General features: G+C 73.9%; 18 protein-coding genes. 10 read left to right on the top strand and 8 right to left on the bottom strand.

The genetic code is table 11. The features are described from left to right. Window positions 1–5: 5 nt before the first annotated feature. The gene (locus ACFU74_RS09860; protein WP_380754475.1) at window positions 6–536 is read left to right on the top strand and encodes a hypothetical protein; all 531 of its coding nucleotides are present in this window, start codon (window positions 6–8) and stop codon (window positions 534–536) included. Window positions 537–562: 26 nt separating this feature from the next. Here the strand turns inward: ACFU74_RS09860 and ACFU74_RS09855 are convergent, their stop codons facing one another. After that, entirely contained in the window at window positions 563–1,480 is a 918-nt protein-coding gene (locus ACFU74_RS09855) for a LysR family transcriptional regulator (protein ID WP_380754472.1), read from the bottom strand. A gap of 102 nt (window positions 1,481–1,582) precedes the next feature. Between ACFU74_RS09855 and ACFU74_RS09850 the strand changes: the two genes are divergently transcribed. Next, window positions 1,583–2,602, top strand: coding sequence for an HNH endonuclease (locus ACFU74_RS09850; RefSeq protein ID WP_380754469.1), 1,020 nt, complete (start codon window positions 1,583–1,585; stop codon window positions 2,600–2,602). Window positions 2,603–2,750: 148 nt separating this feature from the next. Here the strand turns inward: ACFU74_RS09850 and ACFU74_RS09845 are convergent, their stop codons facing one another. From ACFU74_RS09845 to ACFU74_RS09830, 4 genes are all read right to left on the bottom strand, one after another. After that, window positions 2,751–3,944: a glycine C-acetyltransferase gene (locus ACFU74_RS09845; RefSeq protein WP_380754466.1), complete on the bottom strand. Its 1,194-nt coding sequence runs from the start codon at window positions 3,942–3,944 to the stop codon at window positions 2,751–2,753. A 61-nt stretch (window positions 3,945–4,005) separates the two neighbouring features. After that, window positions 4,006–5,034: an L-threonine 3-dehydrogenase gene (gene tdh / locus ACFU74_RS09840; protein ID WP_380754463.1), complete on the bottom strand. Its 1,029-nt coding sequence runs from the start codon at window positions 5,032–5,034 to the stop codon at window positions 4,006–4,008. Window positions 5,035–5,363: 329 nt separating this feature from the next. Beyond that, window positions 5,364–6,020 (bottom strand): hypothetical protein, encoded by a 657-nt coding sequence (locus ACFU74_RS09835; protein WP_380754460.1) that lies wholly within the window; start codon window positions 6,018–6,020, stop codon window positions 5,364–5,366. Further along, entirely contained in the window at window positions 6,017–6,907 is an 891-nt protein-coding gene (locus ACFU74_RS09830; RefSeq protein WP_380754457.1) for an ATP-binding cassette domain-containing protein, read from the bottom strand. The genes ACFU74_RS09835 and ACFU74_RS09830 overlap by 4 nt, the downstream gene beginning before the upstream one ends. A gap of 263 nt (window positions 6,908–7,170) precedes the next feature. Between ACFU74_RS09830 and ACFU74_RS09825 the strand changes: the two genes are divergently transcribed. Beyond that, window positions 7,171–8,589 carry a serine hydrolase domain-containing protein gene (locus ACFU74_RS09825; protein ID WP_380754454.1) on the top strand — a complete coding sequence of 473 codons (1,419 nt, stop codon included), beginning with the start codon at window positions 7,171–7,173 and terminating at the stop codon, window positions 8,587–8,589. Between the two features lie 34 nt (window positions 8,590–8,623). On the opposite strand, the gene ACFU74_RS09820 is transcribed toward ACFU74_RS09825, so the two are convergent. Further along, on the bottom strand, window positions 8,624–9,685 hold the full coding sequence (locus ACFU74_RS09820) for an ATP-dependent DNA ligase (protein WP_380754451.1): 1,062 nt from the start codon (window positions 9,683–9,685) through the stop codon (window positions 8,624–8,626). A 104-nt stretch (window positions 9,686–9,789) separates the two neighbouring features. On the opposite strand from ACFU74_RS09820, the gene ligD reads away from it, so the two are divergent. From ligD to ACFU74_RS09805, 3 genes are read left to right on the top strand one after another with little or no spacing between them, the layout of a single operon-like run. Continuing rightward, window positions 9,790–10,788 (top strand): non-homologous end-joining DNA ligase, encoded by a 999-nt coding sequence (ligD, locus tag ACFU74_RS09815; protein ID WP_380754528.1) that lies wholly within the window; start codon window positions 9,790–9,792, stop codon window positions 10,786–10,788. A 52-nt stretch (window positions 10,789–10,840) separates the two neighbouring features. Then, window positions 10,841–11,497: a GNAT family N-acetyltransferase gene (locus tag ACFU74_RS09810; protein ID WP_380754448.1), complete on the top strand. Its 657-nt coding sequence runs from the start codon at window positions 10,841–10,843 to the stop codon at window positions 11,495–11,497. Beyond that, window positions 11,494–12,360: an aminoglycoside phosphotransferase family protein gene (locus ACFU74_RS09805; protein WP_380754445.1), complete on the top strand. Its 867-nt coding sequence runs from the start codon at window positions 11,494–11,496 to the stop codon at window positions 12,358–12,360. The genes ACFU74_RS09810 and ACFU74_RS09805 overlap by 4 nt, the downstream gene beginning before the upstream one ends. On the opposite strand, the gene ACFU74_RS09800 is transcribed toward ACFU74_RS09805, so the two are convergent. Both ACFU74_RS09800 and ACFU74_RS09795 read right to left on the bottom strand, forming a co-directional pair. Continuing rightward, window positions 12,361–12,894 (bottom strand): hypothetical protein, encoded by a 534-nt coding sequence (locus ACFU74_RS09800; protein ID WP_380754442.1) that lies wholly within the window; start codon window positions 12,892–12,894, stop codon window positions 12,361–12,363. 520 nt (window positions 12,895–13,414) lie between these two features. After that, window positions 13,415–14,626, bottom strand: coding sequence for an 8-amino-7-oxononanoate synthase (locus ACFU74_RS09795; RefSeq protein WP_380754440.1), 1,212 nt, complete (start codon window positions 14,624–14,626; stop codon window positions 13,415–13,417). Between the two features lie 225 nt (window positions 14,627–14,851). Between ACFU74_RS09795 and ACFU74_RS09790 the strand changes: the two genes are divergently transcribed. Genes ACFU74_RS09790 through ACFU74_RS09775 form a run of 4 tightly spaced genes read left to right on the top strand, consistent with a single transcriptional unit; the run spans window position 14,852 to window position 20,783 of the window. Beyond that, window positions 14,852–15,301, top strand: coding sequence for a WXG100 family type VII secretion target (locus ACFU74_RS09790; RefSeq protein ID WP_380754438.1), 450 nt, complete (start codon window positions 14,852–14,854; stop codon window positions 15,299–15,301). Between the two features lie 25 nt (window positions 15,302–15,326). Further along, entirely contained in the window at window positions 15,327–17,597 is a 2,271-nt protein-coding gene (locus tag ACFU74_RS09785) for a hypothetical protein (protein WP_380754435.1), read from the top strand. A 4-nt stretch (window positions 17,598–17,601) separates the two neighbouring features. Continuing rightward, complete coding sequence (locus ACFU74_RS09780; protein WP_380754433.1) at window positions 17,602–18,234, top strand: hypothetical protein; 633 nt, start codon at window positions 17,602–17,604, stop codon at window positions 18,232–18,234. Between the two features lie 56 nt (window positions 18,235–18,290). Then, a complete protein-coding gene (locus tag ACFU74_RS09775; protein WP_380754525.1) occupies window positions 18,291–20,783 on the top strand; it encodes a DEAD/DEAH box helicase in 2,493 nt (830 codons plus the stop codon). The last annotated feature ends 30 nt before the right edge of the window (window positions 20,784–20,813 follow it).

The following is a 20,813-nucleotide window of genomic DNA, read 5'->3' as shown; positions in this document are numbered from 1 at the left end:
CCCGCATGTCGCCACTCATCACCGCCATCACCCGGCACGCCGAGGCCGCCCGCTTCCTCGACTGGCCGGGCGACTTCGACCTCGCCCGCGGGGACCACGGCGAGGAGGTCCACCTCGCCTCCGGGGCGGCGCTGGAGGGGTTCGCCGGGGACGGGGCCGGGGGCACCTTCTTCTTCTGCGGCGACGGCGGCGAGGAGCGTCCGGTCCTGTACGCCGACTCCGAGGGCCGGGCCGCCCTGCTCGCGGTCGGGCTGCCGGAGCTGCTGCGCCTGCTGCTGGTCGTGCCCTGGTGGCGGGACTGCGGCGGCTTCTCCCCGGCGGAGAGCGCGCGGGCCGCCGCCGAGTACCTGGAGGACATGCCCGACCTGGCCGCCCGGCGGGACCGGGCGGCCGCCGCCCTCGGCCTGACCCTGCCCGGCGAGGCCGAGGTCCTGGCGCGGCTGCGCGAGGTCGTCACGGGCACCGGCCGCGGCGAGGAGTACGTCCTGGTCCACACACCGGAGGACTCGCCCTACGAACCGTACTTCGCCGGCTGACCGCCCGCTCGCCCCTCGCCCGCCGATCAGCGCCGGTCGGCGGCGGGGGCGGCGTCGGCCAGCGCGTCCAGCACCGGGCGGATCAGCGGGTGGCCGTCGGCACCGGCCCGCACGGCGGCGAACACCCGGCGGGTGGCGAGCGCGCTGTCGACGGGGCGCACGGCGACCCGGCCCAGGTCGACGCCGAGCAGCGCCGAGCGCGGCACCAGCGCCACGCCCGCACCGGCGGAGGCGAGGGCGACCACGGCGCGGAAGTCGTCCGAGGAGTGCACCAGCCGCGGCTGGAACCCGGCGTGCTCGCAGGCCAGCAGCACCACGTCGTGGCACGGGTTGCCCGGGTAGGGGCCGATCCACGGCTCGTCGGCGAGGTCGGCCACCGCGATCGGCCCGTCCCCGGCGGCCAGCGGGTGCGCCAGGGGCAGCACCGCCTCGAACGGTTCCGCGTAGAGCGGCACACGGGTGAGCCGGGCGTCGTCGGCACGCGGGGCGCCCCGGTACTCGACCGCCACCGCGAGATCGGCGCGACCGTCCAGCACCATCGGCAGGCTGGCGTCCCCCTCGGCGTCGAGCACCTTGAGCCGCACACCGGGGGCCCGCGCGGCCAGCGTGCCGATGGCCGGCGCGAGCACGAGCGAGATCCCGGTCGCGAACGACGCGACGGTCACCTCACCGGAGACGCCCGCACTGTAGGCGGCGAGGTCCGCCTCGGCCCGCTCCAACTGCGCGAGCACGGCGTCGGCGTGCCCGAGCAGGATCTCCCCGGCCGCCGTCAGCCGCACCCCCCGCCCCTCCCGGGCCAGCAGGTGGTGACCGGTCTCCTGCTCCAACGCGGCCAACTGCTGCGAGACGGCCGAGGGCGTGAGGTACAGCGCAGCCGCCGCAGCGGTCACCGTCCGGTGGTCCGCCACCGCTCGCAGGGTCCGCAGCCGTCTCGCGTCGATCACAACCCAATTCTGCCAGCGCCCCCGCACCCCCCGACCCACGGGTGACGATCCCGTGAAGACAGGGGGCCGGAGGGCCGGTCCGGGGTCGCCTACCATGCGGGCATGCAGAAGGGGATCTTCGGCCGGCCCTCCGTGGTCAAGGCCATCGAAGAGTGCGACCGCGTCGGCGCCGCGGCTTTCCGGGAGAGCTACGGCTACGGCCGGGCGCTCGACTACGTCCTGGATTTCAACGGGCGGTGGTACGACTCCAAGGCGATCGCCGGGGTGGCCCACCGGTACGAGTACGGGCAGGCCCTCACCCACGACGACTTCAGCGGCGGCCGGGCCGGGGCCGCGCTCTGGCTCCGGCGGATCGGCTTCGTGGTCCGGCAGGTGCGGAACCCGCCGTGGACGACGGACGAGACCGTCCTCGCGTGCGCCCTCGTGGTGGAGAACGGCCGGCAGGGGCTGGCCGCCGGCGATCCCCGGATCGTCGAGCTCTCCGCCCTCCTGCGGCACATGGCGGCGCACGACAGCACCCGGGGCGGACCGTTCCTGGAGCCGGAGGGCGTCGCCCGGAAGACCCGCGAGCTGGCGGCGGGTCATCCGGATCGCGGTGAGCCGGGCACCACGACCGACGGGGAGAACGCGGTCCTGCGCGCGTTCGCCGACCGGCCGGCCGAGATGCTGGAGGCCGCCCGGCGCATCCGCGAGCTGGTGGAGAGCCAGGACTTCCTGCCCGAGCAGGTCTCCGGCGATGAGCCGGACGGCTTCGAGGACGACGGCTTCGAGGCTCCCGAGGGCCGGCTGCTGATGCGGCGCCATCTCCGCCGGGAGCGCGATTCCCGGCTCAAGGGCAAGAAGATCGAATCGGTCCTCCGCCGCGGTGGCACCGTCGCCTGCGAGATCTGCGACTTCGACTTCGAACAGGCGTACGGAGCACGCGGCGCGGGCTACATCGAGTGCCACCACATCGTGCCGCTCCACGTGGCCGGGGAGAGCAGGACGAACCTCTCCGACCTCGCGCTGATCTGCTCCAACTGCCACCGCATGATCCACCGCCGCGCCCCGTGGCCCACTCCCCTGGAGTTCCGCGCCGCCCTGGCCCTCCGGCCCCGCATCCCCGGACAGCCGACGCCCTAGAAACCGCGAACGGGAGTGGGAAGTCGGGTGGGCCGACTTCCCACTCCCGTGGCGGGAGGGTGGGGCAGGTGGTTCCGGGGGTGAGGTGGTGAGCCCGTGGCGCGGCCGGTTCCGAGCGGGCGCGCCACGGGCGTTCGGGGGTGGGCGGCTACTCGCCCAGGGCGGCGCGGGCGTCGATGAAGGCGGCGACGGCGCGCTCGACGTCCTCGGTGGTGTGCGCGGCGGAGAGCTGCACGCGGATCCGGGCCTGGCCGTGCGGCACGACCGGGTAGGAGAAGCCGATCACGTAGACGCCGCGCTCCAGCAGCAGTTCGGCGAGGCGGCCGGCCTTGGCGGCGTCGCCGATCATCACCGGGGCGATCGGGTGGTCGCCGGGCAGGATCTCGAAGCCAGCCTCGGTCATCTTCGAGCGGAACAGCGCCGTGTTGGCCGCCAGCCGCTCGCGCAGCTCGTTCGACTGCTCGACCAGGTCCAGCACCTTCAGCGAGGCGGCGGCGATCACCGGCGCGAGCGAGTTCGAGAACAGGTACGGCCGCGACCGCTGGCGCAGCAGCGCGACGATCTCGCGACGCGCGGCGACGTAGCCGCCGGAGGCGCCGCCGAGCGCCTTGCCCAGCGTGCCGGTGATGATGTCGACGCGGTCCAGCACGCCGTGCAGCTCGGGCGTGCCGCGCCCGTTCGCTCCGACGAAGCCGACGGCGTGCGAGTCGTCGACCATGACCATCGCGTTGTAGCGGTCGGCCAGGTCGCAGATCTCGCGCAGCGGGGCGACGTAGCCGTCCATCGAGAAGACGCCGTCGGTGACGATCAGGCGGCGGCGGGCGTCCTGGCTCTCCTTGAGCTGCTGCTCCAGGTCGGCGAGGTCGCGGTTGGCGTAGCGGTGGCGGCGCGCCTTGCAGAGCCGGATGCCGTCGATGATGCTCGCGTGGTTGAGGGCGTCGGAGATGACGGCGTCGCGCTCGTCGAGCAGGGTCTCGAAGACGCCGCCGTTGGCGTCGAAGCAGGAGGAGTAGAGGATGGTGTCCTCCTGGCCGAGGAACGCGGAGAGGCGCTCCTCCAGCTCCTTGTGCACGTCCTGGGTGCCGCAGATGAAGCGGACCGAGGCCATGCCGTAGCCCCAGCGGTCGAGGGCGTCCTTGGCGGCGGTGAGCACCTCGGGGTGGTCGGCGAGGCCGAGGTAGTTGTTGGCGCAGAAGTTGAGCACCTCGCCGGGGGTGCCGCCGCCGGTGACGGTGACGGCGGCGCTCTGCGGGGTGCCGATCACCCGCTCCGGCTTGAAGAGGCCGGCCTCGCGGATCTCGTCGAGGGTGGCGGCGAGGTCGTCGCGCACGGTGTCGAACACAGCTGCTCCTAAGCGGGGTGGCAACGCGGGGGTGGCGAGGGTGTCTGGCGGGCGAGGGGGATCAGGCGGTCCAGTCGAGGATGACCTTGCCGCAGCGGCCGCTCGCCGCCTCGTCGAAGGCGGCCTCGAAGTCGGCGGCGGGGTACCGGCCGGTGATCACGGGGCCGAGGTCGAGGCCGCCCTCCAGCAGGACGGACATCGCGTACCAGGTCTCGAACATCTCGCGCCCGTAGATGCCCTTGATGGTGAGCATCGAGGTGACGACGGAGGCCCAGTCGACCGGGAACTCCTCGGCGGGCAGGCCGAGCATGGCGATCTTCCCGCCGTGGGTCATGTTGGCGATCATCGACCGGAGCGCCTCGGGGCGGCCGGACATCTCCAGGCCGACGTCGAAGCCCTCGCGCAGGCCGAGCTTCTGCTGGCCCTCCTCGATGGTGTGCTCGGAGACGTCCAGCGCCAGCGAGACGCCGACCTTGCGGGCGAGGTCGAGGCGGTACGGCGAGACGTCGGTGATCATCACGTTGCGGGCGCCGGCGTGCTTGGCGACGGCGGCGGCCATGATGCCGATCGGCCCGGCGCCGGTGACCAGCACGTCCTCGCCGACCAGCGGGAAGGAGAGCGCGGTGTGCACGGCGTTGCCGAAGGGGTCGAAGATCGCGGCGACGTCGAGGTCGACGGGGACGCGGTGGACCCAGACGTTGGAGGCGGGCAGGGCGACGTACTCGGCGAAGGCGCCGTCGCGGTTGACGCCGAGGCCGACGGTGTTGCGGCAGAGGTGGCGACGGCCGGCCAGGCAGTTGCGGCACTTGCCGCAGACCAGGTGGCCCTCGCCGCTGACCAGGTCGCCGACCGCGATGTCCGCGACGCCGGCGCCGATCTCGGCGACCTCGCCGACGAACTCGTGGCCGAGGACCAGCGGGGTCCTGATGGTCTGCTGGGCCCAGCCGTCCCACTTGCGGATGTGCAGGTCGGTGCCGCAGATGCCGGTGCGCAGCACCTTGATGAGGACCTCGCCGGGGCCGATCACCGGGGTCGGGACGTCCATCAGCCAGAGTCCGGGCTCGGCGTTCTGCTTGACGAGTGCCTTCACGGCGGTGGCTCCTGACGCACGGTGGGGGCGGCCTGGTGTGGGCAGGCCGGCGAGGCCCGGTCGGTGGCGGCCGGCGGCACCGATGGTGTCCGCATTCCGGGCAGGCAGAAATCTGCCTGGTGGGAGGGGGTGCGGTCCATCGAGGAATTCTTAAGGGCCGCGACAGCTCGGCTAAACGATCGTGCCCGAGCAGGCGTCCGGGGCCTTCGCGGCATGCCGGTCGGCACTCCGACGGCGGAGCGTGCGGGGCGCGTTCGGGGCACGCGGGGCGCTGTGCCGACGGGTGCGCGCCCCCGGTACGGTCAGCCGTCGTCCGGGGTCGTCCGCGGTCAGTCCCGGCGGGCCGCGACGGCGTGGGCGAGTGCCGCGGCGGCCGCGAGGAGGGCGACGGCGAGCACGAGCAGCAGTGCGGTGGAGGCGAGCAGGTCCGCCGAGCGGTGGTGCGCGGAGAGCCGGGTGAGCAGGAGGTTCACCGGCGGCAGGCCCTTGCTCACGGTGAGCGCGAACAGCAGGCCGAGGGCGAGCAGCAGACCGTGGCCCTGGCGGCGGACCACCGGCCGGGAGGCGAGCAGGCCGACGGCGGTTCCGGTGCAGGCGCAGGTGAGCTGGGCCTCGGTGCCGAGGAGCAGGTCGGCGGCGGTGGGGCTGTGGGTGCCGACGAGCAGCGGCAGGGCGAGACCGAGGGCGGTGAGCGGCAGGCAGCCGAGCAGCGCGGTGAGCACGGTGCCGGTGAGCAGGCGGCGCGGGCTGCCGGCGGCGGCGGTGAGCAGCGCGCGGTGGGGCCGGTCCTCCAGACCGCCGAGCGCCATGGTGAGCCAGGTGGCGGCGAGCAGCATCGCGGCGGCGGCCGCGCCGTGGGCGGCGGTGAGCGGACCGGTGTCGTTGCTGGTCAGGACGGCGACCAGGGCGGTGAACAGGAGCAGCGGGGCGAGGTAGCGCTGGGAGAGCAGCAGGGTGGTGAGCCGGTAGCGGACGAGGGCGGTCATCGGGCGGCGGTCCTCGGGGCAGGGGCGGGGACGGGGGCAGGGGCAGGGGCGGCGGGCCGGGTGACGGCACGGACGGACCACCCGTGGCCCAGGGCGGCGAGCAGCACGGCGTCGGCGTGCGCCTGTTCGACGCGCAGGTGCAGTTCGGACTCCCGGCGGGTGAGCGCGAGGACCCCGGGCAGGGCCGGCCAGTCGGGTGCGGCCGGGCCGGGGCCGCTGAGGACGATCTCGGCGGGCGGTGCGCAGGAGGACCCGGAGGCGGTCCGGGTCACCCGGCCGTCGGCGATGGTGCGGGTGGCGGTGGCGTGCGCCTCGGCGACGGCTTCCCGGTGGTCGGTGAAGACCACCGCCCCGCCCTCGGCGGCGGTCTCGGCGATGAGTTCGGCGAGCACGGTGTGCGCGGAGGCGTCGAGGCCGGACCAGGGTTCGTCGAGCACCAGCAGGTCGGGCGGCACGAGCAGCGCCTGGGCGAGCGCGACTTTCTGGGCGTTGCCCTTGGACAGGGTGCGCAGCGCGGCGTCGGGGCCGCCGACCAGGGCGAGCCGTTCGAGCAGTTGCCCGGCGCGGTGGCGGGCGGTGGCGGTGGGCAGGCCGCGGATGCGCCCGAGGTGGGTGAGGTAGCCGGCGGCGGTGAGGCGTTCATGGGCGGTGAACCGGTCGGGGACGTAGCCGACGGCGGCCCGGCCGGTGGCGACGGCGCCGGTGAGGCGGCCGGTGGTGGGGCGGGTGAGGCCGGCGAGGACGCGCAGCAGGGTGGACTTGCCGGAGCCGTTGGCGCCGAGGACGGCGAGCACGTCGCCGGGGGCGAGCCGCAGGTCGACGTCGCGCAGGATCCAGGGCCCGCGTCCGTAGCGTTTGCCGACGGCGACGGCTTCGCAGTGCAGCACCTCGGTGTTCCCCCTCCCGTCGGGTCCGGCGGTGGGCACCCTACTCGCCCGCCGGTAGGGAGCGGGTAACCACGGCGGGGGGCGCGCGGCGGCGGCGCGCGAGCGGGGTTGCGGCGGGTGGCTGACGCGTGGGGCCGTTCGGTCCAGCGGGCGGGCGGTGGGCGCGCGCGGCGCGATGGGCGCGCATACGGTGGCGAACGCTCCCCCTTGCGGGCCCGTGGAGCGCTGCTCCGGGTCCGTCCGGCCCAGAGAGGCGCCCGAAGATGACGAACCGTGCGACGGCCCGAGCCACGACCCCCCGGCGGCGGCCCGCCGTTCCACTCGCGCTGCTGCTGGCGCTGTCCGCGCTGGCGGCCGGCGCCGGTTGCTCGGCCGGCTCGCCGTCCGAACCTCCGCCGGCCGGGGAGGTGACGGCGGCAGCGGCGGCGGCGAGCCCCACGCCGACGGCGAGCCCCTCCCCGAAGGCGACCGTCACACCGGTGAGCCCCTCGCCGCCGACGCCCACTCCCCCGGCCGCCACGGCGAGCGGGACGACGGTGCCGCTGACGCCGGAGGTGACGGCGAAGCTGGACGAGGCGGTGCAGCGGGTGCTGACGCAGGCCTCGGTGCCGGGCGTGATCGTCAACGTGTCGACGCCGCAGGGCGAGTACCTGAAGGCCTTCGGGGTCTCCGAGCGGGTGCCGGGCACGGCCATGGTGACCGGGCTCAACATGCGGGTCGGCAGCCTGACGAAGACCTTCACCGTCACCGGAGTGCTCCGTCTGGTCGACCAGGGCAGGGTCGGCCTGGACGACCCGGTCGGCAAGTACCTGACGGGCGTGCCGAACGGCGGGACGATCACGCTGCGCCAGTTGTCGGACATGCGCAGCGGCCTGTTCTCGTACACCCAGGACGAGGACTTCGTGCGCACCCTCCAGGCCGATCCGCAGCGCGCGTTCACCCCCGACCAGCTGCTCGCGTACGCGTTCCGGCACCCGGTGAACTTCGCGCCGGACGCGGAGTTCGAGTACTCCAACACCAACACGGTGCTGCTGGGGAAGGTGATCGAGAAGGTGGCCGGCCAGCCGCTCGGGGACTTCCTGAAGAAGGAGGTCTTCCAGCCGGCGGACCTGGACCGCACGGTGTTCCCGACGGACAACGCCTTCCCGCAGCCGCACGCGCGCGGCTACACCGACCAGACGGCGGACGGGACGATCACGGACGCCACGGACTGGAACCCGTCCTGGGGCTGGGCGGCGGGGGCGGCGATCTCGGACCAGGCGGACATGAAGAAGTGGGCGAAGGCGCTGGCCACCGGGTCGCTGCTGAAGCCGGAGACCCAGGCGCAGCGCCTGGAGCCGCAGCCGTCGAAGGTGCCGGGCACCTGGTACGGGCTGGGGGTGTTCTACAACCACGGGTGGATCGGGCACAACGGTTCGCTGCCGGGCTACCAGTCGGTGGCGGTGTACCTGCCGTCGGCGCAGGCGTCGTTGGTGGTGCTGCTGAACACGGACGTCGAGTACCGGGGTTCGGCGCCGTCGACGCTGTTCGCGAAGGCGATCACCGAGGTCGTCTCGCCGGGGAACGTCTACGACCTGCCGGCCGTCCCGGCGGAGGCGGACGACCCGGGGACGGAGGAGCCGTCGGCGTCGCCGTCGGTGAAGACCTCCTCGACGGTGAAGCCTCCGGAGGAGTCGGCCTGAGCGCGCCCGGGTGGAGGAGTCGGCCCGAGCGCGCTCAGCCGCCGAGCACCCGGGCCAGGTCGTAGGAGACCGGCTCCTCCAGCTGCTCGTAGGTGCAGCCGTCGGGCGTGCGGTCGGGGCGCCAGCGGCGGAACTGCGCGGTGTGCCGGAAGCGGGTCCCCTCCATGTGGTCGTAGGCGACCTCGACGACGCGTTCGGGGCGCAGCGGGACCCAGGAGAGGTCCTTGCCGCCGGTCCAGCGGCTGGTGGCGCCGGGCAGCCGGGCCCCGGCGTGGGCGGCCTCGTCGGCCCAGGCGCCCCAGGGGTGGCCGGCGAGGTCGGTGGTGCGCAGCGGGGCGAGTTCCTCGGCGAGTTCGCGGCGGCGGGCCATCGGGAAGGCGGCGCAGACGCCGACGTGCTGGAGGCGGCCGTCGGCGTCGTGCAGGCCGAGGAGGAGGGAGCCGACGACGGGGCCGCTCTTGTGCTCGCGGTAGCCGGCGACGACGCAGTCGGCGGTGCGCTCGTGCTTGATCTTGTACATGGCGCGTTCGCCGGGCCGGTAGGACTGGTCGAGGGGTTTGGCGACGACGCCGTCGAGGCCGGCGCCCTCGTACTGGGCGAACCAGGTCTCGGCGAGCTCGCGGTCGGTGGTGGTGGGGGCGGTGAAGACCGGGTCGGCGGCGTCGGCGAGGGCGGTCTCCAGGGCGCGGCGGCGGGCTTCGAGTGGCTGGTCGAGGAGGGGGTCGTCGCCGAGGGCGAGCAGGTCGAAGGCGACGAAGGAGGCGGGGGTGCGTTCGGCGAGGGTCCTGACGCGGCTGGCGGCGGGGTGGATGCGTTCGAGGAGTTCCTCGAAGCGCAGGCGGCCGTCGCGGGCGATGACGATCTCGCCGTCGAGGACGCAGCGGTCGGGGGTCTCGCGGCGCAGGGCCTCGACGAGTTCGGGGAAGTAGCGGGTGAGGGGTTTGCCGGTGCGGCTGCCGAGTTCGACCTCGTCGCCGTCGCGGAAGACGATGGTGCGGAAGCCGTCCCACTTGGCCTCGTACTGCATGCCGGGCGGGATCTTCGCGACGGACTTGGCGAGCATCGGGGCGACGGGCGGCATGACGGGCAGGTCCATGGTCCCGATCCTCGCGCCGAACACCCCGGGCCGCGCGGCGGGACACCGCGTGCGGCGGGCGCGGCGGGCGCGGCACGCTTAGCGTGAGAGGCATGAGCTCTGCCGTGGAACTGGATGTCGCCGGGCGCACCGTCCGGTTGTCGAACCCGGACAAGGTGTACTTCCCCGAGCGCGGGTTCACCAAGCTGGACGTCGCGGAGTACTACCTGGCGGTGGCGGACGGCGTGCTGCGCGGACTGCGGGAGCGGCCGACGACGCTGCAGCGGTTCCCGGACGGGGTGGAGGGCGAGTTCTTCTACCAGAAGCGGGCGCCGAAGGGCCTGCCGGAGTGGCTGCCGACGGCGCGGATCGCCTTCCCGAGCGGCCGCTCGGCGGACGAGATCTGCCCGACGGAGCCGGCGGCGGTGCTGTGGGCGGCGAACCTGGGGTGTCTGACGTTCCACCCGTGGCCGGTGCGGCGCTCGGACACCGAGCACGTCGACGAGCTGCGGATCGACCTCGATCCGCAGCCGGGCACGGACTTCAAGGACGCGGTGCGGGCGGCGCACGAGCTGCGGGCGGTGCTGGAGGAGCAGGGGCTGCGGGGCTGGCCGAAGACCTCGGGCGGGCGGGGCCTGCACGTGTACGTGCCGCTGGTGCCCGAGTGGTCGTTCACCGACGGGCGGCACGCGGTGATCGCGCTGGGCCGGGAGCTGGAGCGGCGGCTGCCGGGGCGGGTGACGACGGCGTGGTGGAAGGAGGAGCGCGGGGAGCGGATCTTCGTCGACTACAACCAGATGGCCCGGGACCGGACGATCGCCTCGGCGTACTCGCTGCGCGCGCGGCCGCGGGCGACGGCGTCGGCGCCGCTGCGCTGGGAGGAGCTGGACGACGTGCTGCCGGAGGACTTCGACCTGCGGACGCTGCCGGCCCGGTTCGCGGAGCTGGGGGACGTGCACGCGGGGATGGAGGGCGAGCCGTTCCGGCTGGAGGGGCTGCTGGAGCTGTACGCGCGGCAGGTCGCGGAGGGCGCGCACGGCGAGCTGCCGTACCCGCCGGACCACCCGAAGGCGGCGGGCGAGCCGACCCGGGTGCAGCCGAGCCGGGCGCGGAGGAGGACCTGAGGACTGCCCGTAGGCTGGGTGCCCACGAAGATCACGGAGGGGTGGGCGAGCAGTGGGCGCACGGGGGTTGCGGGAGATCCTGGCGGACGCGGCGGGCGGGGTGTTCCCGCCCGCGGACGGTTCGGTGACGGTGGTGGCGCAGCCGTCGCCGCGCGAGGCGGGGGTGGTGGCGTTCTCCGCGCACGCGGTGGTGTTCACGGACGAGGACCCGGCGTGGGTGCGGGCCGCGCTGGCGGCGGTGCCGAGCGATCCGCTGGCGGCGCCGCTCTGTCCGCCGTTCCTGGGTGCGCTCGCCGAGCGGACGGGGCGGGTCAACGGCAACATCGACCTGCTGACGGTCGCGGACCGGCTGCCGGGTGCGCCGCCGCTGGAGGTGCGGGCGGTCGAGGACCGGGGGCATCCGCGGGTGGTGCGGGCGCTGCGCTACCGCGAGGACGTCCGGGTGTTCGAGGCCGACGGCGGGCGCGGGGTGCTGGTGCTGGGGCGCGGGGTCGCGGGGCGCTGGGAGTGCGCGATCGAGGTGGACGAGGCGGCGCGCGGGCGCGGGCTGGGGCGGGCGCTGGCGCTGGCGGCCCGGCACCTGCTGCCGGAGGGCGACCGGCTGTGGTCGCAGCAGGCCCCGGGGAACGCGACCAGTGTGCGGGCGTTCCAGGCGGCCGGCTACCGGCCGGTGGGCGCGGAGACGCTGCTGGTGGTGGGGCGGCCGTGAGCGCGTCGGCGGTGGTGCCCGAGGAGGTGCGGGCGCGGCTGGTGACGCGCTTCGGGCCGTCGGCCGGGGCGTGGTGCGCGGGGCTGCCGGACCTGGTGGAGGCGCTGGCCGCCCGCTGGGGGCTGGCGGTGCGGGCGGCCGGCGGGGGCGGTACGGCGCGGGTGTTCCGCTGCGTGCGGCTCGCCGACGGCGCGGCGGTGTGGCTGAAGCTGACGCCGGACGCGGCGGTGGCCCGGCAGGAGGCCGCGGCGCTGTCCGCGTGGCGGGACGTGCCGTCGGTGGTGCGGCTGCTGGAGTACGACGCCGGGTCGGCCGCGCTGCTGCTCGCGGACGTCGCGCCGGGGACGTCGCTGCGCGAGCGCGGCTGGCGGCCGGCGGAGGTGGCGGGTGTGCTGGGCGCGCTGCGGTCGGTGCCGGCGGCCGGGGTGGACCTGCCGTCGATGGCGGAGCGGCTGGACTTCCTGTTCGAGCTGACCGGGCGCCGGGCCCCCGGCGTGCCGACGGCCGACGCGCGGGCGCTGGCCCGTGAGCTGACCGGGGACGGCGGCCCGGTGGCGCTGGTGCACGGGGACCTGCACCCGGCGAACGTGCTGCTCGGACCGGACGGTCCGGTGGCGATCGACCCTCGCGCGTGTCTGGGCGACCCGGACTTCGACCTGGTCGACTGGGTGCTCGACGGCGTCGCCGACCGGGCCGCGCTGGCGGCCCGGATCACCGGGCTGGCGGCGCTGGTGCCGGGTGCGGACGCCGAGCGGGTGCTGGCCTGGTGCCGGGCGACGGCGGTGGTGATCGCCGCCCCGCGCCTGGCCGCCGGCCACCGGGACGCCGGGACGCTGTTCCTGCGGGACCTTGCGGGGCTCTGACTAGGCCGCCAGAGCACCCGCGAAGGTGGCGAGCGCGCCGACCAGCAGCACGGCCGTGGCCACACCGAGGGCGACCCGCTTGCGCTGGGTCCGGTCCCGGTGGCGCAGCATTCCGTGGACGGCGACGAACCCGGCGACGGGGAACGCGGCGAGGGCGAGCAGCAGGAGGCTCAGCCAGTACAGCACCCCGCCGGGGCCGGCGAGGCGGCACTCGCCGTCGGCGGCGCAGGAGGCGGGGACGCGCTCGTGGGTGTCGATCCGCCAGTCCGTCCGGGCGTGCTCGTTCGCCGGGCCGCCGTCGTCGGGGAAGAAGGTGCCCCGGCAGTCGCCGGTCGGGCCGAGCGCGGTCCGGTCCGGGTCGGTCCGCAGGCACCGGTCGGCGACCAGGACGCCACGGGTACCGGTCAGTCCGGAGGCGTGGGCGAGCCCCTCACCGGCGTGGGCGGTGCCGCGCCCGCCGATCGCCAGCAGCGTGAGCACCGCCACGAGCGGGACCAGCGCCTTGCCCGCCGCCCGCAGCACGTCCCGGTCCATCGCCGCTCCTCACGCCGTCCGGTTGGCCTCCTGTCGGCAGGGACGCGGAGCCGCACTGTCCGGTTCGGATCACCGACGGACCGGCGACGGCCGGCTCTCCGGAGGCGGTGAACGCGATGCAGGACGACGAAGACCGTGCCCGCAGTCGGCCTGGGGACCCGCCGCGAGGGCGGTCAGCAGCAGGCCGGACGACCGGGCCGTCGCCCGCGCCCCGCCTCGCACCGCGCCTCGATCTCGCCCTGTCGGCCGGCCGGGTCAGCCTCGATGGTGCAGCAGCGGACGGGCTCCCCGCCGTCGGGGGCGAAGCGGCCGCAACGGGCTGCGGGGGTGTTCGGCGGGCGGCGGGCAGTCCTCGCACAGGACCTGGCCGTGCACGCCCGCGCCGCCGCCGGACTCGACGAGGCGCGGGACGGCGCGCGTGGCGGCCACGGCGGCGAACGCGATCAGCACCGGCGCGCCGGGGCCCGCCGCGATCCTGACGGTCCGGCGGGCCGACAGCCGGGGCCGGGAGCGGCACCGCTCATGCCCGGCCGCCCGCGTCCTGGGGAGCGGTGGCGGCGATGATCCGCACCGCCTCGGCGATCTGACCATCCGTCAGATCACCCCGGGCGGTCAGCCGCAGGCGCGAGACGCCGTCGGGGACGGACGGGGGCCGGAAGCAGCCGACGGCGAGGCCGGCTCGGCGGCAGTCGGCGGCCCAGGCGACGGCGGCCTCGGGGCCGGGGGCGCGCACCGAGACGACGGCGGCGTCCGGGGCGGAGGCGTGCAGCCCGGCTGCGGTGAGGCGGGCGGCGAGGGCGCGGGCGACCTCCCGGGCGCGTTCGGCGCGCCACGGTTCGGCGCGCAGCAGGCGCAGCGCGCCGAGCGCGGCGCCGGCGGCGGCGGGGGCGAGGCCGGTGTCGAAGATGAAGGTGCGGGCTGTCTCGGTGAGGTGGCGGACGACCCGGCGGGGGCCGAGGACGGCGCCGCCCTGCGAGCCGAGGGACTTGGAGAGGGTGACGGTGGTGACGACGTCGGGCGCCCCGGCGAGTCCGGCGGCGGCGGTGGCGCCCGTGCCACCGGGGCCGAGGACGCCGAGCCCGTGGGCGTCGTCGACCAGCAGCGCGGACCCGTGCCGCCGGGTGGCGGCGGCGAGTTCGGCGAGCGGGGCGGCGTTGCCGTCGACCGAGAACACCGAGTCGGTGACGACCAGGGCGCGCCGCCGGGTGCGCTCGGCGAGGATGCCCGCCACGGCCACCGGATCGCTGTGCGGGGCGCGGTGGACGTCGGCGCGGGCGAGGCGGCAGCCGTCGATCAGCGAGGCGTGGTTGTAGGCGTCGGAGACGATCAGGGTGTCCGGGTCGGTGAGCGCGGTGAGCGCGGCGAGGTTGGCGGTGTACCCGGAGGAGAAGACGAGCGCCGCCTCGGCCCCGCAGAAGTCGGCGAGCTCCTCCTCCAGCTCGGTGTGCAGCGCGGTGGTCCCCGTCACGAGCCGCGACCCGGTCGCACCGGCGCCCCAGCGCAGCGCGGCGTCGGCGGCGGCCCGGGTGACGACCGGATGCCGGGTGAGCCCCAGGTAGTCGTTCCCGGCGAGGTCGAGCACCCCGTCGTCGGCAGCCCGGCTCCGCAGCGTCCGCGTCAGCCCGGCCCGGGCCCGCTGCCCGGCACTCTCGTCCAGCCAGTCGAACACGGCGGCGGGATCAACGGAGGCCCCGCCCGCCTCGGGCGCCTCGAACACGGTGCGATTGACCATGCCCGGCACTCTGGCACGCCCCGGACGACCCGGGCAATGTGCGCCGGGGCACACCCACCGGGCGAAGAAGAGCCCAAGCGGCACCCAGATGTCTTCTTGAATTCATATTTAATTCACTCATCCTCCGGCCTATCGAGCCCCGCCTTCCGATTCCCGCAAAAACGACCGATCGTTCGCGCTCCCCCGGTAGTGTCCCCACGAGTCGAACAGTCCTGGGGGGACGTAGTGGCAGACCTCGAATTCGAGCGGCGGATCAACCCGTGGCTCTTCGACAGTTCCGGAAACCTCACCGAGGCGGCGAAGAAGCAGTTCCCCGACCTCGCGGCGGCAGCCGCCGGAACGCCCGCCCCCGTCACCCTTCCGCCGGCCGGCGGCGGGCCGTCCGTCAAGGCCAACCCCGGAATGATCCGCCAGGCCGGCACCAACGCGGGGGCCCTGCGCGAGTCCGTGCGCACCGAGTGCGCGCAGCCCTCCCAGCACGTCACCGGCGCGGTCGCCGCGCTGGCGGGATGGAACCTGTCCACCGCCCTCAACACCGCGTGGAGCATCTGGTCGGGCCAGGCACACACCCTCGGGGAAACCGTCGGGACGATCGGCAAGAACCTGCACACCACGGCGCAGAACTACGACAACACCGAGGCCGCGATCCACAGCCAGTTCGCGCAGCAGCACTGAGAAAAGGGAAGGAGCGGCGACCGCCATGGTGACCTACACCCAGCTCCAGAACGTCGACCTCACCGGTCTCAACGCTGCTGCGGGCGACTTCGAGAAGATGGTCCGCAACTGGGACCTCTCGACCAAGGTCCAGAACGAGGTGATCGGCCCGGTCCAGCAGTCCGGCTGGACCGGGCCCAGCTCCGAGTCCGCGGCCACCGCCCTCACCCGGGCGCGCGACCAGATCCGCGCCGCGTTCGAGGAGGCCTCCGCGATAGCGCGCACCCTGCGCGACGCCCACGACGAGTTCGCCGCCGCGAAGAAGGACCTCCAGGTGGCCCTCCAGCACGCCACCGAGCAGGGACTGACCGTCGCCGCCGACGGCAGCGTCCACTGGCCGCCCGCCACCGACCCGGCCGACAAGAACGACCCCGACTACGCCGAGACCCGACGGGCGAGCGCCCAGGCCTCCGCCCAGGAGATCGGCAAGGCGCTGGACCGGGCCACCGAGGCCGATTCCGCCGCCGCCCTGGCCCTCGCGATGGACACCGGCAACGACACCAAGAGCTTCAACAGCAATCCGCTGGGCAGCGTCGCCGACGCGGAGGCCAAGCAGGCCGCCCAGATCCTCAGCCTCGGCAGCGCCGCCAGCGACACCCAGCTCGCGCAGTTGCAGGCCCTGCTCCAGCACCACTCCGGCGACCCCAGGTTCGCCACCGCCTTCTACGGCGGCCAGGACCCGGGCACCTTCCTCGCCTCCTACGGCGCGCTCGCGCAGAGCGGCGACTTCGCCGGAAGCCCCCTCCGCAAGGACGCCGTCAAGGGCATCCAGGAGGGGCTCGGGCTCACCCTGGCCACGGCCACCAACAGCGGACGGCAGCCGCACCTGCCCCCCGACTGGGGCGACCGGCTGCGCCGGGCCGGCAGCCGGCACATCCAGCTCGCGCCCGGCGCCGACTACGACTCCAGCCCGTACGGCTACCAGGTCCTCGGCAACATCCTGAAGCACGGCAACTACGACGCCGCGTTCCTGAAGCCGATCGCCGAGCACGTCACCCAGCTCACCCGGGAGAACCCGGCCCGCTGGGACGCGGTGGCGATGAAGGGCGGCGCGCCGTTCCAGGACTTCTGGTTCACCGGCACGCCGGACGAGAAGGGCAACTACCACGGGTTCAACCCGATGGGCTCGGTGCTGAACGCGCTCGGGCACAGCCCGGACGCGGCGACCAAGTTCTTCACCGACCCGCCGACGACGTACTGGCCGGACGGCTCGGTGAAGAGCACCGGCGGGACGAACCTCTACTTCAAACTGCTCACCGACACGGGCGATCGCTCACCGCTGCGCGACGTCTCCTACCCGCTCGGGCCGAACAACGGCAAGGCCGGCCCCTTGCAGGTGGAGGCGCTCGGCCACGCCCTGGAGGCGGCGGCGACCGGCCGGGCGTACGACGACGAGAAGGGGCCGCTGCCTCCGCACAGCAAGGAGATGGCGCAGGTGATGCGGACGACGGTAGGTGTGTTCGGCGGAGACAACGCGTCCGCGCTGCTCTACGACAAGGACAAGGCGCTCTTCGGCGAGTTGCAGGGGTCCCTCGGCAAGATGGCCGGTGCCTACATGGGCGACGTGCAGACCGCTCTGGCCGACCCGTCCACCGTGCTGCCGATCAACGGGGAGATCGCCAAGCTCCGCGAGATCGACGTGCAGAGGCTGCTGGTCACCCTCGGCCACAACCCGGAGGCATACGCCGCAGTGGCAGCCGCGCAGCAGGCCTACACCACCGCGGCGATCAACGACGTCCTGCTGCACCCCGCCGACCACGGCGACCTGACCGCCGGGGCCCTCGCGGCCGCAGGACCCGGCGGCACGGTCGCCGGGCTCCTCAGCAAGGGCATGGTGGACGAGGTCATCACCGCGGGAAACGACAGGGACGAGGACTTCAACTCGGCCGTCAAGACCACACGCGAATGGGCGGGCACGATCTGGGGGGCGACCGCCGGACAGATCGTGGACCGGGCGCCGGTCGTCGGCCCGTTGGCCAACGAGGTGGTCGACAAGATCATGGACGGTGTCGCCGAGAGCTACGAGGTGACCACCAAGCCGAAGACCACGAACGACGCGCAAGTGGCGTACAACGAGGCGTTGAAGGGTGCCCAGGGATCCGTCGAGGACGCGATCCGTGCCGCGGCAACCCGGGCCGGCCTCGAACAGAGGTACCTCCACGACCTGGCCCCCGCCCTGGAAGGCCAGATCAAGGGCGCCTTCGGCAGCGGCACCGGAATCCCTTGGCAGGTCACCCATCCGGAGAAGGAGGACTGAGACGGTGCGACGCTACAGCGGGCGGCTCGCGGTCGCAGCCATGTGCACAGTACTGGTGCTCGTCGGGGGCGGACTGTGGTGGTGGTGGCCGCCCTCGAAGTCGACGAACGTGCCGGCCGGCGCGTGCTGGGGGCTGGTCACATCGGACGACCTGCGGACGCTCATGCACGACGACGGGAAGGCCGTCAAGGCCCCCTTCAGCACCTCCGACCTGTCGGGCCGGAGCGTCAAGGCCGAATGCGAGGTCGAATGGGAGCCGGGGGAACCGCATCACGTGGTGGAGATCGGGGTGGATCAGATCGAGGAGGACTACTACCGCGCCACGCGGAATCACGAGACCGAGCTGGCCGGAACCGGGCAGAACGCGGTGCTCGACTTCGGGGCAGGGGTCGACGGCTGGCTCCAGCCCTTCGGTTCCCTGCTGCTGTTGCTGCGGTGCGACAACGGCCGGCCGGCGGTGCCGGGGAGGGTCTACCGGCAGATCTACGTTTCGGGTGGCGGCGACAGCGGCCTGCCCGAGCAGGAGCGCACGCAACTCTTCGCCGAGGTCGCACGCCGCACCGCCGCTGAGATCGTCCGCCAGCAGGGGTGCCCCGACGTGCGGGTCGCCGAGCGGGCGCCCGTGGTGGCGGGGTAGCTTTGCCGGGGGTGGCGGCCAGCAGGCAAGATAGCCGGGTGACCCTCCTTGATCTGATGCCGAAGCCCGCCACGCCCGACGCGCTGTACGAGACGTTCGCCGCCTGGACGGAGGAGCGCGGGATCTCGCTGTACCCGGCGCAGGAGGAGGCGCTGATCGAGCTGGTGTCGGGGAACAACGTGATCCTGGCGACCCCGACCGGGTCGGGGAAGAGCCTGGTGGCGGCCGGTGCCCACTTCGCGGCGCTGGCGGAGGGGAAGCGGACGTTCTACACGGCGCCGATCAAGGCTCTGGTGTCGGAGAAGTTCTTCGACCTGGTGAAGATCTTCGGGACCGAGCAGGTCGGCATGATGACCGGCGACGCCTCGGTGAACCCCACCGCGCCGATCATCTGCTGCACGGCCGAGGTGCTGGCGCAGATCGCGCTGCGCGACGGGGCCCGGGCGGACGTCGGCCAGGTCGTCATGGACGAGTTCCACTTCTACGCGGAGCCGGACCGCGGCTGGGCCTGGCAGATCCCGCTGCTGGAGCTGCCGCAGGTGCAGTTCCTGCTGATGTCGGCGACGCTGGGCGACGTGCGGCGGTTCGAGGAGGACCTGACCCGGCGCACGGGGCGTCCGACGACGGTGGTGCGCAACGCGACGCGTCCGGTGCCGCTGTTCTACGAGTACCGCCGCACCACCCTGCACGACACGCTGGAGGAGCTGCTCCAGACCGGCCAGGCGCCGGTGTACGTCGTGCACTTCACGCAGAAGGAGGCGGTGGAGCGGGCGCAGTCGCTGATGAGCATCAACATGTGCTCCAAGGCGGAGAAGGACGCCATCGCCGAGCTGATCGGCAACTTCCGCTTCACCACCAAGTTCGGCCGCAACCTGTCGCGTTACGTCCGCCACGGGATCGGCGTGCACCACGCGGGCATGCTGCCGAAGTACCGCCGGCTGGTCGAACGGCTCGCCCAGGCGGGGCTGTTGAAGGTGATCTGCGGGACGGACACGCTGGGCGTGGGCGTCAATGTGCCGATCCGCACGGTGCTGTTCACCGCGCTGTCCAAGTACGACGGGCAGCGGGTGCGGATCCTGCGCGCCCGTGAGTTCCACCAGATCGCCGGGCGGGCCGGACGGGCCGGGTTCGACACCGTCGGCCAGGTGGTGGCGCAGGCGCCCGAGCACGTCATCGAGAACGACAAGGCCGTCGCCAAGGCGGGCGACGACCCGAAGAAGAAGCGCAAGATCGTCCGCAAGAAGGCCCCGGAGGGCTTCGTCGGCTGGTCCGAGGAGACCTTCGAGAAGCTGATCGCCGCCGACCCGGAGCCGCTGGTCTCCCGGTTCAAGGTCAGCCACGCGATGCTGCTGTCGGTGATCGGCCGGCCCGGCAACGCCTTCGAGGCGATGCGCAAGCTGCTCACCGACAACCACGAGGACCGGGCCGCGCAGCGCCGGCACATCCGCACCGCGATCGCCATCTACCGCTCGCTGCTGGAGGGCGGCGTGGTGGAGCGGCTGCCGGAGCCGGACGCCGAGGGCCGGATCGTGCGCCTGACCCTGGACCTCCAGGAGAACTTCGCGCTCAACCAGCCGCTGTCCACCTTCGCACTGGCCGCCTTCGAGCTGCTGGACCCGGCCTCGCCGTCGTACGCGATGGACGTCGTGTCGGTGGTCGAGGCGACGCTGGACGACCCGCGCCAGATCCTCGCCTCCCAGCAGAACAAGGCGCGCGGCGAGGCCGTCGGCGAGATGAAGCGCGACGGCATCGAGTACGAGGAGCGCATGGAGCGGCTCCAGGAGATCACCTACCCGAAGCCGCTGGAGGAGCTGCTCACCCACGCCTACGAGGTCTACCGGCGGGCGCACCCGTGGATCGGCGACCACCAGCTCCAGCCGAAGTCGGTGGTGCGCGACCTGTACGAGCGGGCGATGACCTTCGCGGACTACGTCGGCCACTACGAGCTGGCCCGCACCGAGGGCATCGTGCTGCGCTACCTGGCGGGCGCGTACAAGGCGCTGGAGCAGACCGTCCCCGAGGACGTGAAGAACGACGACCTGAAGGACGTCATCGCCTGGCTCGGCGAGCTGGTCCGCCAGGTCGACTCCAGCCTGCTGGACGAGTGGGAGCAGCTGGCCAACCCGACCGATCCGCAGGCCGCCGAGGTGGTGCTGGACGAGAAGCCGGCGCCGGTGACGGCGAACGCGCGGGCGTTCCGGGTGCTGGTGCGCAACGAGCTGTTCCGCCGGGTGGAGCTGTGCGCGCTGGAGCACTACGACGAACTCGGCGCGCTCGACGGCGAGTACGGCTGGGACGCGGACCGCTGGGCGGACGCCATGGACGGGTACTGGGAGGAGTACGACGACCTGGGCACCGGTCCGAACGCGCGCGGCCCGAAGATGCTGATCATCGAGCAGGAGGACTCGGCCTGGCGGGTGCGGCAGATCTTCGACGACCCGGAGGGCGACCACGACTGGGGCATCAGCGCCGAGGTCGACCTGTACGGCTCGGACGAGGAGGGCCGCGCGGTGCTGCGGGTCACGGCCGTGGACCGGCTGGGCGGCTGACGGACGGCCGTCGCGTGCGCGGTGGAGCCG

This window comes from Kitasatospora sp. NPDC057500 (assembly GCF_042802195.1).
Classification (GTDB): domain Bacteria; phylum Actinomycetota; class Actinomycetes; order Streptomycetales; family Streptomycetaceae; genus Kitasatospora.
Note: the sequence above shows the minus strand (reverse complement) of the source record. Positions and strands in the feature narration are given on the sequence as shown.

What these genes read in the sequence shown, in the direction of transcription:
- ACFU74_RS09860 (WP_380754475.1), top strand. Translation starts at nt 6, where the DNA reads ATGTCGCCACTCATCACCGCCATCACCCGGCACGCCGAGGCCGCCCGC.
- ACFU74_RS09850 (WP_380754469.1), top strand. Translation starts at nt 1,583, where the DNA reads ATGCAGAAGGGGATCTTCGGCCGGCCCTCCGTGGTCAAGGCCATCGAA.
- ACFU74_RS09835 (WP_380754460.1), bottom strand. Translation starts at nt 6,020, where the DNA reads ATGACCGCCCTCGTCCGCTACCGGCTCACCACCCTGCTGCTCTCCCAG.
- ACFU74_RS09825 (WP_380754454.1), top strand. Translation starts at nt 7,171, where the DNA reads ATGACGAACCGTGCGACGGCCCGAGCCACGACCCCCCGGCGGCGGCCC.
- ACFU74_RS09820 (WP_380754451.1), bottom strand. Translation starts at nt 9,685, where the DNA reads ATGGACCTGCCCGTCATGCCGCCCGTCGCCCCGATGCTCGCCAAGTCC.
- ACFU74_RS09800 (WP_380754442.1), bottom strand. Translation starts at nt 12,894, where the DNA reads ATGGACCGGGACGTGCTGCGGGCGGCGGGCAAGGCGCTGGTCCCGCTC.
- ACFU74_RS09795 (WP_380754440.1), bottom strand. Translation starts at nt 14,626, where the DNA reads ATGGTCAATCGCACCGTGTTCGAGGCGCCCGAGGCGGGCGGGGCCTCC.
- ACFU74_RS09785 (WP_380754435.1), top strand. Translation starts at nt 15,327, where the DNA reads ATGGTGACCTACACCCAGCTCCAGAACGTCGACCTCACCGGTCTCAAC.
- ACFU74_RS09775 (WP_380754525.1), top strand. Translation starts at nt 18,291, where the DNA reads ATGCCGAAGCCCGCCACGCCCGACGCGCTGTACGAGACGTTCGCCGCC.